Source organism: Bradyrhizobium sp. SZCCHNS1050, from assembly GCF_032484785.1.
GTDB lineage: Bacteria > Pseudomonadota > Alphaproteobacteria > Rhizobiales > Xanthobacteraceae > Bradyrhizobium.
On sequence record NZ_JAUETR010000001.1, the window covers coordinates 2,469,488 to 2,489,308 of the forward strand.

Genomic DNA, 19,821 nt, shown 5'->3' on the forward strand with positions numbered 1-19,821 from the left:
GCGTCAAAAGCGGGCGTTTTGTCGCACCCACCGAAGGCGCCTCCGGGCGTCCATCACATATGGATGGCCCGCTTACCCACCGCAAGCGCGGCTTCCTTCACGGCCTCCGACCGTGTCGGATGCGCGTGGCAGGTGCGCGCGAGATCCTCGGCAGAGCCACCGAACTCCATCAATACGGCGGCCTCGTGAATGATTTCCCCGGCCTCGCGGCCGATGATATGGGCGCCGAGCACGCGATCCGTCTTCGCATCGGCTAGGATCTTCACGAAACCGTCAGTGGTCTGGTTGACCTTGGAACGGCCATTCGCGGTAAACGGAAACTTCCCGACGGTATAGGCGACGCCGGCCTGCTTCAGCTCGTCCTCGGTCTTGCCGACGGAGGCCACTTCGGGCGTCGTGTAGACCACGCCTGGAATGACGTCGTAGTTCACGTGCCCGGCCTGGCCCGCGAGGATCTCGGCCACCGCGACGCCCTCGTCCTCCGCCTTGTGCGCGAGCATCGGCCCTGCAACGACGTCGCCGATGGCGTAGACACCGGGCACGCTGGTCGCGAAATGATGGTCGATCTGGACGCGGCCGCGGTTGTCGAGCGCGACGCCCGCTTCCTGCAGCCCGAGTCCCTCGGTGTAGGGCACGCGGCCGATCGCCACGAGCACCACGTCGGCTTCGATCTTCTCGGCCGCGCCGCCGGCCGCCGGCTCGATCATGGCCGAGAGCGTCGTGCCAGAGGTGTCGACACCGGTCACCTTGGCGCCGAGCTTGAACGCAAAGCCCTGCTTCTCGAGGATGCGCTGAAACTGTTTTGCGATCTCGCCATCCATGCCGGGCAGGATGCGGTCGAGGAATTCGACCACGGTGACCTTGGCGCCGAGGCGGCGCCACACCGAGCCGAGTTCGAGCCCGATCACGCCGGCGCCGACCACCAAGAGCGTCGAAGGTACCTTGTCCAGCGACAGCGCTCCGGTCGAGGACACGATGCGCTTCTCATCGATCTCGATGCCCTTGAGCCGCGCGATGTCCGAGCCCGTTGCGATCACGATGTTCTTGGTCTCGACGGTCTGCACGGCGCCGTCATTTCCGGTGACCTGCAGCTTGCCGGTGCCGAGGATCTTGCCCCTGCCCACGAGCACGTCGATCTTGTTCTTCTTCATCAGGAACTCGACGCCCTTGACGTTGCCGTCAATGCCCTGCTGCTTGAAGTTCATCATCGCCGGCAGATCGATCTCGGGCTGGGGCACCTTGATGCCCATCTTGGCGAAGGAGTGCCCGGCTTCCTCGAACAGCTCCGAGGCGTGCAGCAGCGCCTTCGACGGCATGCAGCCGACATTGAGACAGGTGCCGCCGAGGGTGGCGTTCTTCTCGACCACGGCCACCTTCATGCCGAGCTGTGCTGCGCGGATGGCGCAAACATAACCACCGGGTCCGGTGCCGATGACGACGAGATCGTAGGATGCCATGATCGAATGTTCCGTAAGCTTGCAAGTCAGAGATAGCGACGGTCGTCAGCGTCCGCCCGACACGTCGAGAATGGCCGAAGTGACATAGGAAGCCTCGTCCGACAGCAGCCAGACGATGGCATTGGCGATTTCCTCCGCGGTGCCGACGCGCTTCATCGGCACCAGCGGGGCGAGACGATGGGCGCGATCGGGCTCGCCGCCGGAGGCGTGGATATCAGTGTCGATCAGCCCTGGGCGAATGGCGGCGACGCGGATGCCTTCATTGGCGACCTCATGACCGAGTCCGACGGTGAAGGAATCGATCGCGCCCTTCGACGCCGCATAATCGACGTAGGTATTCGGCGAGCCGAGCTTGGCGGCGACCGAGGACAGGTTGATGATCACGCCGCCCTGTCCGCCATGCCGCGTCGACATGCGCTTCACCGCCTCACGTGCGCACAGGATGCTGCCGGTGACGTTGACCGCCATCAAACGCTCGATGCGCTCCGCGCTCATCTCGTCGACGCGCGTGGTCGGACCGACGATGCCGGCATTGTTGATGAGCGCGCCGAGCGTGCCGAACTTGTCCGCCGCCTTGAACAGAGCGAGGATGTCGTGCTCGCGGCCGACGTCGCATTTGACTGCGATGGCCTTGCCGTTCTTGGCCTCGATCGCGGCCACCGTGCTCTGCGCGGCGGCCTCGTTGGAGGCGTAGCCGACAACGATCTTGAAGCCGCGCGATGCGGCGGCGATGGCGGTGGCGCGGCCGATGCCGCGGCTGCCGCCGGTGATCACTGCAACCCTGTCGGTCATGATGGCCCCCGTTAGGTCTGAGGCGCGCTCATGAAGCGCGCCTCATGTCTTCAGGTCGTCGCGTGCCCTCAGAGATCCAGCACGAGCCGTGCCGGATCCTCCAGGCTTTCCTTGACGCGCACCAGGAACGTCACGGCTTCCTTGCCGTCGATGACGCGGTGATCGTAGGACAGCGCCAGATACATCATCGGGCGGACTTCGATCTTGCCGCCGACCACCACCGGGCGCTCCTGGATCTTGTGCATGCCGAGGATGCCGGACTGCGGCGCGTTCAGGATCGGGGTCGACATCAGGGAGCCGTAGATGCCGCCATTGGTGATGGTGAAGGTGCCGCCCTGCATCTCGTCGATCTTGAGCTGGCCGTCACGGGCGCGGCGGCCGAAATCGGCGATGCCCTTCTCGATGTCGGCGATCGACTTGTGGTCGCAGTCGCGCACGACGGGCACGACCAGGCCCTTGTCGGTGCCGACGGCGACGCCGATGTGATAGTAGTTCTTGTAGATCAGGTCGGTGCCGTCGATCTCGGCGTTGACCGCCGGGATGTCCTTGAGCGCCTGCACCACGGCCTTGGTGAAGAAGCCCATGAAGCCGAGCTTGGAGCCGTGCTTCTTCTCGAACACGTCCTTGTACTGGCTGCGCAGCGCCATGACGTTGGTCATGTCGACCTCGTTGAAGGTCGTCAGCATCGCCGCGGTGTTCTGCACGTCCTTGAGGCGGCGCGCGATGGTCTGGCGCAGCCGCGTCATCTTCACGCGCTCCTCGCGCGCGGCGTCGTCGGCCGGCGACGGCGCACGCACCTGGACCGAGGCGGCGGGCTGATTGACCGGGGTCGGCGCGGACGCTGCGCGCTCGATGGCGGCCAGCATGTCGCCCTTGGTGACGCGGCCGTCCTTGCCGGAGCCCGGCACGGTGGTCGCATCGACGCCGCTCTCGGCCGAGAGCTTGCGAACCGACGGCGCCTGCGGGGTATCGGCGGGCAGCGCCTTGGCAGGGGCGGGAGCCGCAGCCGGCGGCGCAGCGGCAGCCGGCTTCGCCGGAGCCGGAGCAGCAGCGGCGGGCTTGGCAGCCACGGCGCCATCCGTGATCTGGCCGAGCAGCGCGCCGACGGCGACCGTCTCGCCATCCTTGGCGATGATCTCGCCCAAGGTGCCGGCCGAAGGCGCGGGCACCTCGATCGTGACCTTGTCGGTCTCGAGCTCGACGAGGGGCTCGTCGACCGCCACGGCGTCGCCTGCCTTCTTGAACCAGCGGCCGATGGTGGCTTCGGTGACGGATTCACCCAGCGTCGGAACGCGAATTTCAGTCATGGTCTTTATCCTCAATAACCCGTGCGGTCATAAAGCCGGTCCGCCATCGCCTTGCGGCGAGCAAGCGATGCGGGACGGACGATCAACGCGATGTACTTGCGCCCCGCAGATTGCGGGGCGCGTCAAAAAAGGCAGGTTCAGTTCAGGGCTTCGTCGAGCAGCGCCTTCAACTGGGCGAGATGCTTGGACATCAGGCCCGTGGCGGTCGCGGCCGACGCAGCACGGCCGGCATAGCGCGGACGCTTGCTCTTGCCGCCGGTCTGGTTCAGCACCCACTCGAGATACGGCTCGATGAAGTGCCACGCGCCCATGTTGCGCGGCTCTTCCTGACACCACACGACTTCTGCGTTCTTGAAGCGGCCGAGCTCGGCGACCAGCGCCTTGAGTGGCACCGGATAGAGCTGCTCGACGCGCATCAGGTAGACGTCGTTGAGCCCGCGCTTCTCGCGCTCGTCGTAGAGATCGTAATACACCTTGCCCGAGCACAGCACGATGCGGCGGATCTGGTCGTCCGGCACCAGCTTGGTCTTGTCGTCCGCCTGCATCTGGGCGTCATCGTACAGGATGCGGTGGAACGTGGTGCCCTTGGCGAGCTCCTCGAGCCGCGACACCGCGCGCTTGTGGCGCAGCAGCGATTTCGGCGTCATCACGATCAGCGGCTTGCGGATCTCGCGATGCAGCTGCCGGCGCAGCACGTGGAAGTAGTTTGCCGGCGTGGTCGGATAGACCACCTGCATGTTGTCCTCGGCGCACATCTGCAGATAGCGCTCGAGGCGTGCCGAGGAATGCTCGGGGCCCTGGCCCTCATAGCCGTGCGGCAGCAGGCAGACCAGGCCGGACATGCGCAACCATTTGCGCTCGCCCGACGAGATGAACTGGTCGAACAACACCTGAGCGCCGTTGGCGAAGTCGCCGAACTGCGCCTCCCACAGGGTCAGCGCGGTCGGCTCTGCGAGCGAATAGCCGTATTCGAAGCCGAGCACGGCTTCTTCGGACAGCAGCGAGTTGATGACCTCGAAGTGGCCCTGCTCCGGAGCCAGATGGTTGAACGGCGTGTAGCGGCTCTCGTCCTCCTGATCGATCAGCACCGAATGGCGCTGCGAGAAGGTGCCGCGCTCGCTGTCCTGGCCGGAGAGGCGAACCTTGTGGCCTTCGAGCAGCAGCGAGCAGTACGCCAGCGCCTCGCCGGTCGCCCAGTCGAGCCCGATGCCGCTCTCGATCGCCTTGGCGCGGTTCTCGAGGAAACGCTGGATCGTCCGATGCACGCGGAAGCCGTCCGGCACCTTGGTGATCTTGCGGCCGATCTCCTTGAGGCGGTCGATCTCGACGCCGGTGACGCCGCGGCGCGCCTCCTCCTCCTGGTCGGCGGACTTGAAACCCGCCCACTTGCCGTCGAGCCAGTCGGCCTTGTTCGGACGATAGCTCGTGCCGGCCTCGAACTCGGCGTCGAGACGGGCGCGCCAGTCGGCCTTGGCCTTGTCGACCTCGCCCTCGGTCATCACGCCTTCGGCGACCAGCCGCTTGGAGTAGATCTCCAAGGTCGACGGATGGCCGGCGATCTTCTTGTACATCACCGGCTGGGTGAAAGCCGGCTCGTCACCTTCGTTGTGGCCATGCCTGCGGTAGCAGAACATGTCGATGACGACCGGCTTGTGGAACTTCTGCCGGAACTCGGTCGCGACCTTGGCCGCGAACACGACGGCTTCCGGATCGTCACCGTTCACGTGGAAGATCGGCGCGTCGATCATCTTGGCGACATCGGACGGGTAGGGCGACGAGCGCGAATAGCGCGGATAGGTCGTGAAGCCGATCTGGTTGTTGACGATGAAATGAATCGAGCCACCGGTCCGGTAGCCTTTCAGATCCGATAGCGCGAAGCACTCCGCCACCACGCCCTGGCCGGCGAACGCAGCGTCGCCATGCATCAAGAGCGGCAGCACCGAGATGCGCATGTCGGGCGGATCGCCGTGCTGGTCCTGCTTGGCGCGGACCTTGCCGAGCACCACGGGGTCGACGATCTCGAGATGCGAGGGGTTGGCGGTCAGCGACAGGTGGATGCGATTGCCGTCGAACTCGCGGTCCGAGGAGGCGCCGAGGTGGTACTTGACGTCGCCGGAGCCTTCGACCGCGTCGGGATTGGCCGAGCCGCCCTTGAACTCGTGGAACAGCGCGCGATGCGGCTTGCCCATGACCTGGGTCAGCACGTTGAGGCGGCCGCGATGCGGCATGCCCAGCACGATCTCCTTCACGCCGAGATTGCCGCCGCGCTTGATGATCTGCTCCAGCGCCGGGATCAGCGACTCGCCGCCGTCGAGACCGAAGCGCTTGGTGCCGGTGAACTTGACGTCGCAGAACTTCTCGAAGCCTTCGGATTCGATCAGCTTCTGCAGAATCGCGCGACGGCCCTCACGGGTGAACGAGATCTCCTTGTCCGGCCCCTCGATGCGCTCCTGGATCCAGGCCTTCTGCGCCGCGTTCGTGATGTGCATGAACTCGACGCCAAGCGTCTGGCAATAGGTGCGCTCGCAGATCGCGACGATCTCGCGCAAGCTGCCATATTCGAGGCCGAGCACGTGATCGAGGAAGATCTTGCGGTCGTAGTCGGCCTCGGTGAAACCGTAGGAACGCGGGTCCAGCTCCTCGCGGTTGCGCGGCGCCTCGATGCCGAGCGGATCGAGCTTGGCGTGGAAGTGGCCGCGCATGCGGTAGGCGCGGATCAGCATCAACGCGCGGACGGAGTCGCGGGTGGCCTGGTTGACGTCGGCCGCCGACAATTCGACGCCCTTGGCCTGAGCCTTCTGCGCAATCTTCTCGCCGACCTTCTTCTCGACGACGGCCCAGTTGCCGTCCAGCGCCGAGGTCAATTCGTCCCGGGGGGAGACCGGCCAGTTGCTGCGCGCCCAGGAGGGGCCCGACGCATTCTTCTGCACGTCGGCCGGCGCATCCTTCAGGCTCTTGAAGAACTCCTGCCATTCCGGGTCGACCGAAGCGGGATCCTTCTCGTAGCGGGCGTAGATCTCATCGATGTAGGTGGCATTGGTGCCCTGCAGAAAAGACGACAGGGCGAAGGCGGCGTTCGCATCTTGGCGAGACATGGTGGCGTCCTGGTAATTTCGATGCGCCCAATCAAAACGGCGCAATGCCTGACCCGCGGGGGACGCGGATCAGGCTCGGGTTAGGACCGTTTACCTTATTTATTGTAAATATTCGCGCCGAAAAGCACTAAGCCCTGAATCAGGATTTCAACTTTTCGACAAGCGTCTTTCCGAGCCGCGCAGGCGACGGCGACACGGTAATACCAGCCGCTTCCATCGCGGCCGTCTTCGAGCCGGCATCGCCCTTGCCGCCGGAGATGATCGCGCCGGCATGACCCATGCGACGGCCGGGAGGCGCGGTGACGCCGGCGATGAATCCCACCATCGGTTTCTTGCGACCGCGCTTGGCTTCGTCCTTGATGAACTGCGCCGCGTCCTCCTCGGCCGAGCCACCGATCTCACCGATCATGATGATCGAGGTGGTCTTGGGGTCAGCCAGGAACATCTCGAGCATGTCGATGAACTCGGTGCCCTTGACCGGATCACCGCCGATGCCGACCGCCGTGGTCTGGCCGAGACCTTCCGAGGTGGTCTGGAACACCGCCTCGTAGGTCAGCGTGCCGGAGCGCGACACGATGCCGACCGAACCGGGCTTGAAGATGTTGGCCGGCATGATGCCGATCTTGCACTCGCCGGCGGTCATCACGCCCGGGCAGTTCGGCCCGATCAGGCGCGACTTGGAGCCCTGCAGCGAGCGCTTGACGCGGACCATGTCCAGCACCGGGATGCCCTCGGTGATGCAGACGATCAGCGGGACCTCGGCGTCGATCGCCTCGCAGATCGCGTCGGCGGCGCCCGGCGGCGGGACGTAGATCACCGAGGCGTCGGCCCCGGTGGCCTCGCGGGCCTCCTTGACGGTGTCGAACACGGGCAGGCCGAGGTGGGTCGAGCCGCCTTTGCCCGGCGACGTGCCGCCGACCATCTTGGTGCCGTAGGCGATCGCCGCCTCGGAGTGGAAGGTGCCGTTCTTGCCAGTGAAGCCCTGGCAGATGACCTTGGTGTTCTTGTCGATGAGGATGGACATCGTGCTTTCTCTAAAAGCGTTGCGGTGAGGAATGAGCGAGCGCCTGGACCGGCGCTCAGCCTCCCTTGACGGCCTTGACGATCTTCTGCGCGGCGTCGTCGAGATTGTCGGCGGGCAACACGTTCAGACCGGACTCGCTGATGATCTTCTTGCCGAGATCGACATTGGTGCCTTCGAGGCGCACCACGAGCGGCACCTTCAGGCCGACTTCCTTGACCGCGGCCACGACGCCCTCGGCGATGACATCGCACTTCATGATGCCGCCGAAGATGTTGACCAGGATGCCCTTCACGTTCGGGTCGGCGGTGATGATCTTGAACGCCGCCGCGACCTTCTCCTTGCTGGCGCCACCGCCGACGTCGAGGAAGTTGGCGGGCTCCATGCCGTAGAGCTTGATGATGTCCATCGTCGCCATGGCAAGGCCGGCGCCGTTGACCATGCAGCCGATGGTGCCGTCGAGCGCAACGTAGTTGAGGTCGTATTTGGAGGCCTCGATCTCCTTGGCATCTTCCTCGGTCTCGTCACGCAGCGCGACGACTTCCGGGTGCTTGAACAGCGCGTTGGAGTCGAACGACACCTTGGCGTCGAGCACGCGCAGCTGGCCCTGCTTGGTGACGACCAGCGGGTTGATCTCGAGCATCGCCATGTCCTTGGCGACGAACGCATTGTAGAGTTGGGTGGTGAGCTTCTCGGCCTGCTTGGCGAGGTCGCCGGAGAGCTTCAGCGCCTTGGCGACGGCGCGGCCGTGATGGCCCATGACGCCGGTGGCCGGGTCGACCGAGAAGGTCACGATCTTCTCGGGGGTCTCGTGGGCGACGTCCTCGATGTTGACGCCGCCTTCGGTCGACACCACGAAGGCGACCCTCGAGGTCTCGCGGTCGACCAGCAGCGACAGATAGAACTCCTTGTCGATATCCGAGCCGTCCTCGATGTAGAGGCGATTGACCTGCTTGCCGTCGGGGCCGGTCTGCACGGTCACCAGCGTCGCGCCCAGCATCTGCTTGGCGAAAGTGTTGACCTCGTCGATCGACTTGGCGAGGCGGACGCCACCCTTGTCGCCGGCCGAGGCCTCCTTGAACTTGCCCTTGCCACGGCCACCGGCGTGGATCTGGCTCTTCACGACCCAGACCGGGCCACCGAGCGTCTTCGCCGCCGCATCCGCGTCCTCCGGACGGAGAACCGGCACGCCCTTGGAAATCGGCACGCCGAACTCGTGCAGCAGTGCCTTGGCCTGATATTCGTGAATGTTCATAAGCGCTTGCTCCCCGAACCCGCGATGGGGTGACGACCAGAATTGTTGTTAGGATGTCTGGTATACCATATACCAAACATCCTGCAACTCGATGTGGGCGAGATTACGCCCCGTGAATGACCCCTGATCAGCGGCCGAGCAGGTCGGGCGCGATCTTCTTGCAGGCGTCGACCAGGCCCTGCACGGCGGCGACCGACTTGTCGAACGCCTCGCGGTCCTTGCCGGCGAGCTCGATCTCGACGATGCGCTCGACACCCTTGGAGCCGATCACGACGGGCACGCCGACATACATGTCCTTGACGCCGAACTCGCCGTTGAGATGCGCCGCGCAGGGCAGCACGCGCTTCTTGTCGCGCAGATAGCTCTCGGCCATTGCGATCGCCGACGCCGCCGGAGCGTAGTAGGCGGAGCCGGTCTTCAGCAGGTTGACGATCTCGGCGCCGCCGTTGCGGGTGCGATCGACGATCTCGTCGATGCGGGCCTGCGACGTCCAGCCCATCTTGACGAGGTCGGGCAGCGGAATGCCGGCAACGGTCGAGTACTTGGTCAGCGGAACCATGGTGTCGCCATGACCGCCGAGCACGAAGGCGGTGACGTCCTCGACCGAGACGTTGAACTCATCAGCCAGAAAGTAGCGGAAACGCGCCGAGTCGAGCACGCCGGCCATGCCGACGACCTTCTTGGCCGGAAGCCCCGAGGCCTTCTGCAGCGCCCAGACCATCGCGTCGAGCGGATTGGTGATGCAGATGACGAAGGCGTCGGGCGCGTACTTCTTGATGCCGGCGCCGACCTGCTCCATCACCTTCAGGTTGATCGACAAGAGGTCGTCGCGGCTCATGCCCGGCTTGCGCGGTACGCCCGCCGTAACGATGCACACCTTGGCGTTGTCGAGCGCCTCATAGGAGTTGGCGCCGGTGTAGTGCGCGTCGAAGCCGTCGACCGGCGATGACTGGGCGATGTCGAGCGCCTTGCCCTGCGGAACGCCTTCGGCAATGTCGAACATCACGACGTCGCCGAGCTCCTTGAGGCCGACGAGGTGAGCCAGCGTTCCGCCGATCTGACCGGAGCCAATCAAAGCAATCTTGTCGCGCGCCATGGCAAATTTTCCTTTGAACCCGAAGGAGTGAGGGAGGTTGAAAAGTCGACTGGTGGTTATCCCTTTCGCCCCGGCCGTTCAAGTCAAGCTATGGCCAATTGACGGGCCTGCCTTGATTTCGATCAGGACCGGGCGACGGCTGCTGATGATCCTTTCAGCATGATTGGCGTGGCCTTTTCGCGGCTGTGTGCCCGGCGGCTGGCGTTCGCCAAAACTCCAGTATTTGTCAGGTTTCGACCAACCCCGTGGAAGTCCCAGATGCCGCCGAGTCCTTCCGCCCGTGCGGCAGGGCCAGATAGGAGTCCGAACCCATCTCGATCAGGCGCGAGGTGGTCCGCTTGAACTCCATGGCCTCGATGCCCTCGGTCGCGACGTAGAGCGAAATCGGGTCGGCTTCGGCGGAGGCGATCAGCTTCACGGCGTTGTCGTAGAGCGTATCGATCAGGGTGATGAACCGCTTGGCGGCATTGCGCTCGGCCAGATCCATGACCGGAACGTGATCGATCAGGATCGTATGATAGTCGTGCGCGAGCCGCAGATAGTCCGAGGCCGCCAGCGGCTTCTCGCAGAGATCGGCAAAATCGAAGCGGGCGACGCCGTTGGCGGAGCACGGGACGTGCAGGATGCGCCCCTTGATCGTCATGTCGCGCGGCTTGCACTTGGCATGGCCCGTGAGCCGCGCCCAGGCCTTGTCGAGCGCCGCTCGCGCGTCGACATCGGCCGGCACCAGCCACATCTTCACGCCGGCCAGCTTCTCCAGCCGGAAATCGGTGCGCGCGTCCAGCCGCATCACGTCCATGTGGTCGGCAATCTGCTTGATGAAGGGCAGGAACAGCGCGCGGTTGAGGCCGCCTTTGTAGAGGTCTTCAGGCGCGACGTTGGAGGTCGCCACCACCACCGTGCCGAGCTCGAACAGCCTGGCGAACAGACGTCCCAGGATCATCGCGTCGGCGATGTCGGTGACATGGAATTCGTCGAAACAGAGCAGCCAGGCCTGATCGAAGATCGCCTGCGCCGTGAGACCGATCACATCGGCATCGGCGAGCTCGCCGCGCGCGATGTTCTGGCGGTAGCCGTAGATGCGCTCATGCACCTCGGCCATGAATTCGTGAAAATGCGCGCGGCGCTTGTGCTCGACGGGACAGTTCTGGAAGAACAGGTCCATCAGCATGGTCTTGCCGCGCCCGACCTCGCCGTGGACATAGAGGCCGTTCGGCGGCTCGCTCTTGTCGGCAAAAAGGCGGCCCAACAAGCCTTGCTTGCGCGTGGGCTTGTAGGTGGAGAGCCGGCGCTCCAGCGCCGCCAGGGCGTCGGCGACCTCGGCCTGGGCGAGGTCGGCCTCGATCGCACCGGTATCGACCAAAGACTGATATTGCGCGCGGAACGCGTCTGACGGAGTGGACAGCATGAGCCCACTCTAGGTCATGAGACTTACGCAAAATGCAATCCGCAAATGGTGGAAGCCGCCATGCGTCGGAGCCGTGTGGTCGTGGTATATGGCACGCAAACGCCGCCGTGATCGTTAGTCCGGGGCTAACGACGTTCGTCTTCGCTCCCGGCCTCAGCGAACGGCTGGCTTGAACGACCCCGCTGCAGACCTCACCCCCGGCGAGAGGTCGTAGGCGTCCTCGACCACATAGGGCCCGCCGCCGGTCGAGGCACGCGACGAAAACAGCACGAAGCGCTCGGCCATGAACACGCGGCTCGGGAAATAGCCGCGGACGGAGAGATAGTCGGCGACGTCCTGGCTCGACGCATCGTGCAGCCGCGCCAGCGTGACGTGGGGCACGAATTTGCGGCCCTCCGGATCGAGCCCGATCCGCTGCATGAGCCGCTCGAGCTCGGCCTGCAGCTCGATCAGGGGGCGGCTCGGCGCGACGTTGGCAACGACGGCGCGCGGCTTGCGGCCGCCGAAGCTGGAGAGACCCTGCACCGTCACTTCGAACGGCTTGCGGTTCACCCGCCACAGCATCGAGGCGATCTCGTTGGCGGAGGCGCCGTCAATGTCACCGATGAAACGCAACGTCACATGGTAATTTTCGGGATCGATCCAGCGGGCGCCGGGGAGGCCACCCCGCAAACCGGAAAGCGTGTGGCCAACCTCGGCCGGGATTTCCAGTCCAGTAAACAAACGCGGCATCGTTTCAGGACTCCCGATGCTGGAGGCTGATCTCGAAAATTGACGAGATCATGCCTTCGAGAAATGATCGACGACGAATCGCCAATGCATCATTCCTACCGAACTTATATGACTCCGCGACGGAAGGCGGGTTAACGCCGGTAAAAGCTGCGGAAAACCCGGTCCTTAAGGTTATCGCAAATGATCGACGCGGCGCTTCGTTCCGTCATTGCCCACGAAGCGGACGCAGGAATGCTTCCGCCGTAGGCAACAGCCTGGACACGATGATGTCGACGCCCGCCGCAGTGGGGTGGATGCCGTCGGCCTGGTTCAGCTTGGCGTCGGCGGCGACGCCATCGAGGAAAAATGGATACAGCGGCACGTCGAACTGCTTGGCGAGATCGGGGTAGATCGCGTTGAATTTCGCGGCGTAGTCGCTGCCGAAATTCGGCGGCGCCAGCATGCCGCACAGCATCATGGCGATGCCCCTGGCCTTCAGCCGGGTCACGATTTCGCTCAAAGCCTTGCGCGTCACGGCGGGATCGATGCCGCGCAGCGCGTCATTGGCGCCGAGCTCGACGATGACCGCTTCGGTCCCCTCCGGCACCGACCAGTCGAGCCGGTCGCGGCCGCCGGACGAGGTGTCCCCGGACACGCCGGCATTGGTGAGGTCGATCGGCAGCCCCTTGGCCTGCAACGCCTTCTGCAGCTTGGCTGGAAACGCATCCGAGGCGGACAGGCCGAGTCCCGCGCTCAAGGAATCGCCGAGAACGACGAGCTTGATCGGCTTGACGGCCTCGGCACCCGCGAACGCGGGCCCGACTGTCATCAAGGCGAGCATCAACACGAGTATGTGCACGAAGATATGTCCGCGCCTCTCGACCCGGCTTGCGGAGTTGCCATATGACCGAGCCATGGACAGTCTCATCGAAACCTCGCCTTTGGCCGGCCTTGCGCCGGACACCATTACCATCTCGAACGTCAACCTCTCGCTCGGCACCGGCGCGGCGCGGGTCCATATCCTCAAGGACATCAGCCTGCGGGTGGGACAGGGCGAGACGATCGGTCTGATCGGACCGTCGGGCTCTGGCAAGTCCACATTGCTGATGGTGATGGCGGGGCTGGAACGTCCTGATGGGGGTGAGGTGGTGGTCAACGGGACCGCTTTCAATGCCCTGGACGAGGACGCTCTGGCGCGGTTCCGCGGCCGCCAGGTCGGCATCGTCTTCCAGTCCTTCCATCTGATCCCGACCATGACGGCGCTGGAGAATGTCGCGGTGCCGCTGGAGCTGGCGGGCCATTCCGGCGCCGCCGAGCGCGCCGCCCGCGAGCTGGATTCGGTCGGACTCGGACACCGGCTGCACCACTATCCGACCCAGCTCTCGGGCGGCGAGCAGCAGCGCGTGGCGCTGGCGCGGGCACTTGCGCCGGACCCGGCCATTCTGGTGGCCGACGAGCCGACCGGCAATCTCGACGAGACCACCGGACGGCAGATCGTGGACCTGCTGTTCACCAAGCATGCCGAGCGCGGCATGACGCTGGTGCTGGTGACCCATGACAGCGGGCTTGCGCATCGTTGCGACCGCGTGGTCCGGCTGCGCTCGGGGCGGATCGAAGCCGACGGCGGCGCGCACGAGCCGGCCCTCGCATGACCACCGTCGCTGAACCGATCGCCGGCGGCCGCATGGCCGCACTGCCCGTGCGCTACGCGCTGCGCGAGCTGCGGGGAGGCCTGCGCGGCTTCTACGTCTTCATCGCCTGCATCGCGCTCGGCGTGCTCGCCATTGCCGGTGTCGGCTCGGTGGCGGCGAGCCTCAACGACGGCCTGGTTCGCGAAGGACGTACGCTGCTCGGCGGCGACGTCGCCTTTTCACTGTTCCAGCGCGAGGCCAAGCCGGAGGAGATCGACTTCCTGCGCTCGCGTGGAAAGCTGTCGCTGGCAGCGACCCTGCGCGCCATGGTGCGCTCGGGCGACGCCAAGCTGGCGCTGGTCGAGCTGAAGGCGGTCGACAACGCCTATCCGCTGCTCGGCAAGGCTGAGCTCCAGCCAGATCTGCCGATGGCCGACATCCTGGCCGAGCGCGACGGCGTCTACGGAGCTGCGGCGGATCCGGCGCTGCTGGCTCGGCTCGATCTGAGGATCGGCGACACCGTCACCATCGACACGGTCCGCTTCCAGATTCGCAGCGCGCTGCAGGCCGAGCCCGACAAATTGTCCGGCGGCATCGGCCTCGGGCCACGCTTCCTGATCAGCGAGGCGGGCCTGCGGGCCACACCGCTGCTGCAGCCGGGCAGCCTGGTGCGCTGGACCTACCGGGTCCGGCTGCCCGACAATGCCAAGGACGACCACGCCGCGGCGTCCTTCATCGCCGATACCCGCCTGACGCTGCCCTCGGCCGGATGGGAGATCCGCAGCCGCAGCAACGCCTCGCCGCAACTGGAGCGGACGATCGGCCGCTTCACCCAGTTCCTCACCCTGGTCGGTCTCGCCGCCCTACTGGTCGGCGGCGTCGGCGTCGCCAATGCGGTCAAGAGCCATGTCGACCGCCGTACCGAGGTGATCGCGGCCTTCAAGGCCCTCGGCGCCACCAGCCGCGACGTGTTCGGCATCTACCTCGTGCAGGTGATGGTGCTCGCCACGATCGGTTCGATCATCGGCCTCAGCGCCGGGGCGGCCCTGCCGTTTGCCATCGTCGGGCTGTTCGGCAACATCCTGCCGCTGCCCGTGATCCCGGCCATTCATTCGGATGAGCTGGCGCTGTCCTTCGTCTATGGTCTGCTCACCGCACTGGCGTTCGGTCTGTGGCCGCTCGGGCGCGTACGCGACGTGCCGGTGGCGGCGTTGTTCCGCGAGGCGGTCATCGCCGAATGGCACCGTCCGCGCTGGAGCTATCTGGTGCTGATCGCGGGCACCGTCGCGTTGCTGATCGCGGTCGTGATCGGCCTGTCCTACGACAAGCGCATCGCAGCCGTGTTCGTCGTCGCCGCCGCGCTGGTGTTCGTGCTGTTGCGCGGCATTGCCGCCGCGGTGATGGCGATTGCGCGCGCCCTGCCGCGCAGCCGCTTCCCGATGCTGCGGCTGGCGGTCAGCAATATCTATCGCCCGGGCGCGCTGACACCGTCCGTGGTGCTGTCGCTCGGGCTGGGACTCGCCGTGCTGGTCACGATTACCCAGATCGACGGCAATCTGCGACGCCAGTTCCTGGCTCAACTGCCGGAACAGGCGCCGTCGTTTTTCTTCATCGACGTCCCCTCCGGCGAGGCCGACCGCTTCCGCGACTTCCTCAGGGACCTCGCCCCTCAATCCACTGTCGAAGACGTGCCGATGCTGCGCGGGCGCATCGTCTCCGCCCGCGGCGTGCGCGCCGAGGACCTCAAGGCGACGACGGACACCGAATGGGTGCTGCAGAGCGACCGGGGCCTGACCTATACCGCCGAAGTTCCCAAAGGATCCAAGGTCGTCGAGGGCGAGTGGTGGGGCGAGACCTACAGCGGCCCGCCGCTGGTTTCGATCGAGAAGCGGATCGCCGACGGTCTCGGCCTCAAGCTCGGTGACGACATCGTTGTCAACGTGCTCGGACGCGACATCACGGCGCGGATCGGCAACATGCGCACCATCGACTGGCAGGGGCTCGGCATCAATTTCGTGCTGGTGTTCTCCCCGAATGCCTTCAAGGGAGCGCCGCACACCCATGTCGCCACCCTCACCGAGGCGCGCTCCGATACCGCCGAGGATGCCCGTGTCATCCGCAAGGTGGCCGACGCCTTCCCGATGGTGACCAGCGTGCGGGTCCGCGAGGTGATGGAGACGGTGGGCTCGGTGGTCTCCAACCTCGCGCTCGCCATCCGCGGCGCCAGTGCGGTGACGCTGATCTCGGCCATCCTGGTGCTGGGCGGCGCGCTGGCAGCCGGCCACCGCCACCGGGTCTACGATGCCGTCATCCTGAAGACCCTGGGCGCGACAAGGCTGCGGCTGCTCGGCGCCTACGCGCTGGAATATCTGATGATCGGGTTTGCCACCGCCGCGTTCGGCGTCATCGCCGGCTCGGTGTCCGCCTGGCTGATCGTGACCCGGCTGATGACGTTGAGCTTCGCCTGGCAGGCCGGCAGCGCCGCGCTGGTGGTCGTGGCCGCACTGATCGTGACGGTCGGCCTCGGCCTGGCCGGCACGCTGCTGGCGCTCAACCAGAAGCCCGCGACGGTTCTTCGGAATCTGTAGCGGCTTGCGCGCTCATGCCGCACGGTTAACGCGATTTCTGCGGCTGGGACGCGCGCGGAGCGACATTCAGCCGCGCGTGGAAGCTTGCGGCAGATATGCTAGTTTCCCATCTAGGGAATGGGCTCAGAGACCTGCCAAAAGATGGCGAATTTGCCGATGACGCAAATTTAATATCTGCAGCAGTGGGTATGAGATAGGGTTTTTCGAGAACCGGCCAAAGGTCCTGTCAGGACCGGGCTGCCGGGCAACCAACGGGAATCGACCATGTCGGACCTAGACCGCAACTATGCTTCACCCTTTGGCCGGGTGGCCGGGCGCGCCGATGCCGCGACCGTCGACGCCGGTCTGCGCGCCTACATGCTGCGCATCTACAATTACATGAGCATCGGCCTGGCCATCACCGGCCTTGCGGCACTGGGCGTCTACATGGCGTCGGTGACCGGCGATCCGGCGGCCGGCGTGTTCAAGTTCGGTAACGCCTATCTGACGCAGTTCGGCTACGCGATGTTCGTGAGCCCGCTGAAGTGGCTGTTCATCCTGGCCCCCCTGGTCATGGTGTTCGCGATCTCGGCCGGCATCAACCGCTTGGCGCCGTCGACCGCACAGATCCTGTTCTGGGTGTTCTCGGCCTTGATGGGCATCTCGCTGTCGTCGATCTTCTTGGTGTACACCCACACCTCGATCGTGCGGGTGTTCTTCATCACCGCGGCGACGTTCGGCGCGCTGAGCCTCTACGGCTACACGACCAAGCGTGACATGACGGGCATGGGCTCGTTCCTGTTCATGGGCCTGATCGGCATCGTGCTGGCGAGCCTCGTGAACCTGTTCCTGGCGAGCTCGATGCTGCAGTTCATCGTCTCGGTGATCGGCGTGTTCGTGTTCGCCGGCCTGACCGCCTGGGACACGCAGCGTCTGAAGAACGAGTACATCTACGGCTACGCTTCCGCGGGCGGCGACATCGCGGAGCGCGCGGCAATCACCGGCGCCCTGTCGCTGTACTTGAACTTCATCAACCTGTTCACGCTGCTGCTGCAGTTGCTCGGACAGCGCGACTGATATCCAACCGCTCGAACGAGCGACCTTCGAAGCCCCGGCCTCACCGCCGGGGCTTTTCGTTTGCACAAACCCCGATTGCGACCGGCGCAAAGCCGCAGCGGCAGCCATGCCGCGAGGCCGGATTGATCGCCGCGTCCGCCTGGGTATGCTTCCCCCCCATGTCCGACATTGAAATCCGGCCCACCCAGGAGGCCGACCTTCCCGCCATCACCGCCATCTACGGCCAAGCCGTCCGCGAGGGCACGGCCACCTTCGAGCTCGACCCTCCGGATCTGGCGGAGATGACGCGCCGCTTCCGGGCGCTCCGCGACGGCGGCTTCCCCTATTTCGCTGCCCTGCTGGACGGAGAGGTGGTGGGCTATGCCTATGCCGGGCCCTACCGGCCCCGCCCTGCCTATCGCTTCACGGTGGAGAACTCGGTCTATCTCGCTCCGGCCAGCCAGCGTCGCGGCATCGGGATGCGCCTGATGCGGCGGCTGATCGACGCCTGTGAGGAGGGAGGCTTTCGCCAGATGATCGCCGTCATCGGCGACTCCGCCAATTCCGGCTCGGTCGGGCTGCATACCGCCTGCGGCTTCCAGATGATCGGCACCCACCCGAGCGTCGGCCTGAAATTCGGCCGCTGGCTCGATACTGTGATGATGCAGCGCCCGCTCGGGGCCGGGAGCAGCGACGTCCCGGCGTAAGGCAGCGCCAGTCGGAAGGTCATGATCAACCCGGAGCGCGTGGGATCAGACCAGGGCTGGTTTCGGCGCGATCACCAGCAGCACGCGCTCGAGCTCGTGGCCGCGGCGCAGGATCAGCCCGGTGGCCGAGATCACGCTGTACATGCCCTGCTTGCGTGCGAGACGCGGATCCTTCTCGATGCGGTAGATCGGCACCTCGGACGCCCGGCGAAACACGGAGAAGACGGCCCGGTCACGCAGGAAGTCGATTGAATAGTCGCGCCACTCACCGTCGGCGACCATGCGGCCGTAGAGGTTCAGGATGCGGTTCAGCTCCAGGCGGTCGAACGTCACCCGGCTCGGCGCTGCGGCCGCACTGCGCGCCGCCGCGCGGTTCTCGCTGGGGTCGGCGTCCTCCGGCGTGAGGTTCATTGGCGTCCTCCTGTCATCGGTGCGACATGATCGCGCCATCCGGCAGAAGCCGCAAGGGGCCGTTTTCGTTGTTGAAGTTCGACCGAGCCTGCGAGGCCGTCGGTTCCGCGAACACGCAAGCGTCACGGGATCGTTAGCAGAATCATAATCGCGCCGTCTTTCCGCCCACCGACCGCCCCCGACCTTCGGCATAAGATTCGTGTGCGTTGGCCCGGTCCTTTCGGTTCCGGATTCCTCAGCCCCCAGCCCCCCGGGGTCGTCAGGATCGGGTCTATTCACAAGTAAGGCAAAGGGCCAACGCAAGTTGGTCCTTTTGCTTTTCTGGCGTGAGCTGCACGTAAGATTGTCGGGACGCGCCGTCGCACGGACGTGACGCGCCTAACGCACGTCAGCGAAAACGAAGATCAGGACGACGGAAGATCAGCGCTCGGGACCGCGCGCTGTTGCTGAAGCCCGTCCGCCCAACGGCAACTCGGAAAAGGCGGCCCCGAGCATCGGCCCAGGGCGGTCGCGACTGCCGTCCTGCACATAGACGACGGTGCCATCGACGCCCTCGCGGGCGATCTTCTCCAGCGGCACGCTCCATCTGACCGGCGACCCATTCCAGTCACCCAGCTTCTGAAGACCGCGAACGACGTTGTAATAGGTCAGATCACGGCCGCTGTTCTCGCCGCGGCCGACCGAGATCGGGACCACCCGCGAGATCGAGCAGACCCAGACCTCGCCGTGCTTGCGCGGCATCTGGTCGTTGGCCGCGGCCACGGAGACAGTAAGGTCCTGGCCGTCGACCGACAGCCTCACCGGCACCGACATCACGCTGCCACCCTGGACGGTCTCCTCGATGGCGCCCTCGATCGCCTCGCGGTCGCTGCCGATCACATGCACGGAGCCGTTGACCACCGCCTGCGGCGTATAGACCTCGCGGTCGCCGCGCGCACGAGAATAGGCCCGCTGCCGGGCCGTGAAGCGGGAGTCGGCCAGCGTGTCCTTCCAGCCGAGATAGTCCCAGTAGTCTATCGGCAGGGACAGCGCGATCACCGAAGGATCTCTGGCGAGCTCGCCGAGGATCTTGTCAGCCGGCGGGCAGGACGAACAGCCTTGCGAGGTGAAGAGTTCGATCACCGCACGGGGATCGGACGCAGCGGGCCGGACGAAAGCGATGACCGCACAGACACTCAGCGCTGCGCGCGACCACCACGACATCTGTCCACTCATCGCCACTGTCCCGTCTGGACCACCGTCCGCTGCGCCCTGTGCATCACTGCATCCGCGATGCCGTCCTCGTAGTTAACAAACCGAAAATGCAA

General features: G+C 65.4%; 16 protein-coding genes. 4 read left to right on the forward strand and 12 right to left on the reverse strand.

Annotated features, from left to right (window positions below; translation table 11 throughout):
- Positions 1-53: 53 nt before the first annotated feature.
- The 10 genes from lpdA to QX094_RS11240 form a co-directional block, all read right to left on the reverse strand.
- Entirely contained in the window at positions 54-1,457 is a 1,404-nt protein-coding gene (lpdA, locus tag QX094_RS11195; RefSeq protein WP_316173392.1) for a dihydrolipoyl dehydrogenase, read from the reverse strand.
- A gap of 45 nt (positions 1,458-1,502) precedes the next feature.
- Positions 1,503-2,249 carry an SDR family oxidoreductase gene (locus tag QX094_RS11200; RefSeq protein WP_315715928.1) on the reverse strand — a complete coding sequence of 249 codons (747 nt, stop codon included), beginning with the start codon at positions 2,247-2,249 and terminating at the stop codon, positions 1,503-1,505.
- A 68-nt stretch (positions 2,250-2,317) separates the two neighbouring features.
- Entirely contained in the window at positions 2,318-3,556 is a 1,239-nt protein-coding gene (gene odhB / locus QX094_RS11205; protein WP_315715927.1) for a 2-oxoglutarate dehydrogenase complex dihydrolipoyllysine-residue succinyltransferase, read from the reverse strand.
- A gap of 137 nt (positions 3,557-3,693) precedes the next feature.
- Positions 3,694-6,651, reverse strand: coding sequence for a 2-oxoglutarate dehydrogenase E1 component (locus tag QX094_RS11210; protein WP_316173394.1), 2,958 nt, complete (start codon positions 6,649-6,651; stop codon positions 3,694-3,696).
- A gap of 139 nt (positions 6,652-6,790) precedes the next feature.
- On the reverse strand, positions 6,791-7,675 hold the full coding sequence (gene sucD / locus QX094_RS11215; protein WP_172184319.1) for a succinate--CoA ligase subunit alpha: 885 nt from the start codon (positions 7,673-7,675) through the stop codon (positions 6,791-6,793).
- Between the two features lie 55 nt (positions 7,676-7,730).
- Entirely contained in the window at positions 7,731-8,927 is a 1,197-nt protein-coding gene (gene sucC, locus QX094_RS11220; RefSeq protein WP_315715925.1) for an ADP-forming succinate--CoA ligase subunit beta, read from the reverse strand.
- Positions 8,928-9,054: 127 nt separating this feature from the next.
- The gene (gene mdh, locus QX094_RS11225; RefSeq protein ID WP_009031546.1) at positions 9,055-10,023 is read right to left on the reverse strand and encodes a malate dehydrogenase; all 969 of its coding nucleotides are present in this window, start codon (positions 10,021-10,023) and stop codon (positions 9,055-9,057) included.
- A 226-nt stretch (positions 10,024-10,249) separates the two neighbouring features.
- A complete protein-coding gene (gene zapE / locus QX094_RS11230) occupies positions 10,250-11,431 on the reverse strand; it encodes a cell division protein ZapE (RefSeq protein ID WP_315715924.1) in 1,182 nt (393 codons plus the stop codon).
- A 153-nt stretch (positions 11,432-11,584) separates the two neighbouring features.
- A complete protein-coding gene (gene thpR / locus QX094_RS11235; protein WP_315715923.1) occupies positions 11,585-12,163 on the reverse strand; it encodes an RNA 2',3'-cyclic phosphodiesterase in 579 nt (192 codons plus the stop codon).
- A 205-nt stretch (positions 12,164-12,368) separates the two neighbouring features.
- Positions 12,369-13,001 carry an arylesterase gene (locus QX094_RS11240; protein ID WP_316173396.1) on the reverse strand — a complete coding sequence of 211 codons (633 nt, stop codon included), beginning with the start codon at positions 12,999-13,001 and terminating at the stop codon, positions 12,369-12,371.
- Between the two features lie 55 nt (positions 13,002-13,056).
- Between QX094_RS11240 and QX094_RS11245 the strand changes: the two genes are divergently transcribed.
- The 4 genes from QX094_RS11245 (at position 13,057) to QX094_RS11260 (ending at position 18,103) form a co-directional block, all read left to right on the forward strand.
- The gene (locus tag QX094_RS11245) at positions 13,057-13,794 is read left to right on the forward strand and encodes an ABC transporter ATP-binding protein (protein WP_315750630.1); all 738 of its coding nucleotides are present in this window, start codon (positions 13,057-13,059) and stop codon (positions 13,792-13,794) included.
- Positions 13,791-16,361 (forward strand): ABC transporter permease, encoded by a 2,571-nt coding sequence (locus QX094_RS11250; protein WP_315750629.1) that lies wholly within the window; start codon positions 13,791-13,793, stop codon positions 16,359-16,361. Before QX094_RS11245 ends, QX094_RS11250 begins: the two co-directional genes overlap by 4 nt.
- Before the next feature lie 264 nt (positions 16,362-16,625).
- On the forward strand, positions 16,626-17,417 hold the full coding sequence (locus QX094_RS11255; protein WP_250172563.1) for a Bax inhibitor-1/YccA family protein: 792 nt from the start codon (positions 16,626-16,628) through the stop codon (positions 17,415-17,417).
- A 158-nt stretch (positions 17,418-17,575) separates the two neighbouring features.
- Positions 17,576-18,103, forward strand: coding sequence for a GNAT family N-acetyltransferase (locus QX094_RS11260; protein WP_315716183.1), 528 nt, complete (start codon positions 17,576-17,578; stop codon positions 18,101-18,103).
- Positions 18,104-18,148: 45 nt separating this feature from the next.
- On the opposite strand, the gene QX094_RS11265 is transcribed toward QX094_RS11260, so the two are convergent.
- Complete coding sequence (locus QX094_RS11265) at positions 18,149-18,514, reverse strand: DUF2794 domain-containing protein (protein WP_315750627.1); 366 nt, start codon at positions 18,512-18,514, stop codon at positions 18,149-18,151.
- Positions 18,515-18,934: 420 nt separating this feature from the next.
- Positions 18,935-19,717, reverse strand: coding sequence for a DUF1223 domain-containing protein (locus QX094_RS11270; protein WP_315716182.1), 783 nt, complete (start codon positions 19,715-19,717; stop codon positions 18,935-18,937).
- Between the last annotated feature and the right edge of the window lie 104 nt (positions 19,718-19,821).